This window comes from Sphingorhabdus sp. (assembly GCF_044239665.1).
GTDB lineage: Bacteria > Pseudomonadota > Alphaproteobacteria > Sphingomonadales > Sphingomonadaceae > Sphingorhabdus_B.
Map to the genome: position 1 here is coordinate 1 of NZ_JBIIBA010000059.1, position 2,958 is coordinate 2,958.

The window sequence follows — 2,958 nt, forward strand, 5'->3', positions numbered from 1 at the left end:
TTAAGAGTTATATTGAGATACTTCATGCCGACGATATGACATTCGATATTTTTGATACTCATCCCAGCCCCTATTTTCAAAGTTGTCGTATGTTAGGCCTCTAACTCAACGGTGGAAAACCAATAATCGGCAGCCGCAATTGTCTTATACCATGTGCTATTGGGTCACCCAAACGGATAGACCTTGCCGTTGCCATCCCCAACAGTCTGGTTACCCTTCGATATCCGAGCAGCCAAGGCTGAAGATACAGTCTGCCCGTAGAACTTCTCCAGCATCTCAACTGATGTCCCCATCTGCTTTGCCAACAGGAAGGGTGAAGTGTCATTCGACAGCCGCATCGTGGCATAGAAGTGCCTAAGGGAATAAAGCGTCCGTGAACCGCCGTTGCGTTCAACTGGCACTCCAGCAAATTTGAGAAGCGCATTGAACCCAGTCTTCATTGACTGAATGGGCGTTCCGTCCTTGTGACAGAACAGGACCTCATCGGTAGGTGGGTTCTCGCCCAGTTCTTCAATACGCCGATCATATAGCCGTTCGACATACTTCTGGGCACCAGCTTGGAACACAACTTCACGGGCACCGGTTTTGCCTCTGACCTCAGCAATCAGCCTTGTATCGTCCTCGGTTTTAACGGTACGCAGATCACCCCAGCGTAGTCCCCGAAGCTCACCGACCCGCAATCCTGTATTGGCGAGTATCAAGATGTAAAGTTGTGTAAAATTGCGCTGTCGGCTGGTCGCCTTGGTCTGACCTTCGGTTACCCACTTGCGTGCTGCCTTGTAGATCTTCTGCCACTCTTCGAGTGTGAAGGTAGGTCGCCGTTCCAATGTAGCTTTTGGTGGATCGGTATCTGGGACGGCAGGAATATAGCCTTTTGATACGGCATATTTGAACACGGGCAGGATAGACGTCCGTTCCCGTCGCAATGTGCCGTTGGATGGCTTGGTACGGTTGTAGTTCTTCTTCCGCCATTCCCAGTAGTCCGCAAACTGGACAGGTCCGATATCGTTCATTCGCATCGGACCAAAGAAGGTGAGGGCATAGACCCGAATACGTTCAATGGTGGCTTCCCAAGATCCACCCTTGCGAGTGTGTCCCATCGTAGCGACGTGCTTTTCCCATTCGGCAAAGACCTGTTTGAAGGTCTTGGATTGGATGCTGCCGCCCGTTTTGACGTGGATATACAGCTCTTCATAATAGTTGAGAGCAAAGCGTTCGGCTTCACGTTGATCCGAGGTCTTGGTTGTGATTCTCTTGGAGCCAGTGGAGTTTGGAACACGGACACGAGCCTGCCAGACCGGATCTTTCAGCCCTAATCTTTTGTAGAGAATGACCCGCCCGTCACCCCGCAGATCAATCCGAATATCACCGTCTTTAGCCATAATCCGCCTTCCTTCGACTCTCTCAGCCTAATCAGGAAGTTGGCGAATGAACACAGAAATTTGTGCACGATTTGTGCATAGCTAAAATGCGCTATTTAAGCCGCAATCTGCACAGAGATGCGTTTAAATATTGTTATATATCAATGGTTTGAATGGCGCACCCAAGAGGATTCGAACCTCTGGCCTCTGCCTTCGGAGGGCAGCGCTCTATCCAGCTGAGCTATGGGTGCGGATTAGGGCCGGTTAGCAGGCATGACGCCATTGCGCCAAGTTTTTTTTGGGTCCAATTTGTATTTGCGCCCGTACATTGACGCGGCCGCATGAAAAAAGCGGTGTTTGTGCGCACGCACTGGCCGAATGCATTGCGGGCGCGATAGCTGTTTTATTCCAAGCTAATGGCTGGATAACTCAAAATGACGATGCTACGGCGAACGGATGCAAAACCAGTTTGAACTCACGGACGATCAAATCGCCATTCAAGATATGGCGCGCAAATTCACAGCGGATGCGATTACGCCATTTGCTGCGGAATGGGATGAAAAGTCGCATTATCCGGTCGATGTGTGGAAAGCGGCTGGCGCGCTTGGCTTTGGCGCGATTTATGTGTCTGAAGAATCGGGTGGCACGGGATTAGGCCGGTTGGAAGCGGCGCTAATCATGGAGGCGATGGCTTATGGCTGCCCCACGACCAGCGCGTTTATTTCGATCCATAATATGGCAGCATGGATGATCGATTGTTTTGGCAGTGCGGAGCTTAAGGCGCGCTATCTGCCTGACCTTGTGCCGATGCACAAAATCGCCAGCTATTGCCTGACCGAACCTGGCAGCGGGTCGGATGCAGCGGCGCTGAAAACCAGCGCGCGGCGCGATGGCGATCATTATGTGCTGAACGGCACGAAGCAGTTCATCTCGGGCGCTGGCTATAATGACGTCTATGTTGTCATGGTCCGCACGGGCGAGGACAAGACCAAGGGCGTGACCTGCCTTGTCGTGGACAAGGATACGCCGGGGCTTAGCTTTGGCGCGCAAGAGAAAAAACTGGGCTGGAACGCCTCGCCAACGGCGCAGGTGATATTTGAAGAGTGCCGCGTGCCTATTGCCAATCGCGTGGGCGCAGAGGGCGATGGCTTCCGCTTTGCGATGATGGGGCTTGATGGCGGGCGTTTGAACATTGGCGCGTGTTCTTTGGGCGGCGCGCAGCGATGCTTGGATGAATCGATCGCCTATACCAAAGAGCGTCAGCAATTTGGCCAGCCCGTGTCCGAATTTCAGAATACGCAATTCATGCTGGCGGATATGGCGACCGATTTGGAGGCAGCGCGCGCGTTGCTTTACATTGCTGCGGCCAAGGTGACGGCGAACGCACCTGACAAGTCGCGTTTCTCGGCGATGGCCAAGCGCCTGTCGACCGACAGCGGCAGCGCAATTGTCAATCAGGCGCTGCAGCTTTTTGGCGGCTATGGCTATTTGCGTGATTATCCTATCGAACGTTTCTGGCGCGATTTGCGCGTACATTCCATCCTTGAAGGGACCAATCAGGTTATGCGTATGATTATTGGCCGGGACCTGTTGCGCC

Annotated in this window: 2 protein-coding genes and 1 tRNA gene; 1 reads left to right on the top strand and 2 read right to left on the bottom strand. The window is 52.8% G+C overall.

The genetic code is table 11. The annotated features are described in order from the left end of the window. Positions 1-164: 164 nt before the first annotated feature. Positions 165-1,382: a tyrosine-type recombinase/integrase gene (locus ACILP3_RS10550; RefSeq protein ID WP_395616585.1), complete on the bottom strand. Its 1,218-nt coding sequence runs from the start codon at positions 1,380-1,382 to the stop codon at positions 165-167. Positions 1,383-1,535: 153 nt separating this feature from the next. Next, a tRNA-Arg gene (locus ACILP3_RS10555) sits at positions 1,536-1,612 on the bottom strand. A gap of 205 nt (positions 1,613-1,817) precedes the next feature. Between ACILP3_RS10555 and ACILP3_RS10560 the strand changes: the two genes are divergently transcribed. Next, a partial coding sequence (locus ACILP3_RS10560; RefSeq protein ID WP_395616586.1) for an acyl-CoA dehydrogenase family protein occupies positions 1,818-2,958 on the top strand: 1,141 nt, incomplete at its 3' end.

Excerpts from the sequence above, each read along its gene's own strand:
- ACILP3_RS10550 (WP_395616585.1), bottom strand. The coding sequence starts at position 1,382 with ATGGCTAAAGACGGTGATATTCGGATTGATCTGCGGGGTGACGGGCGG.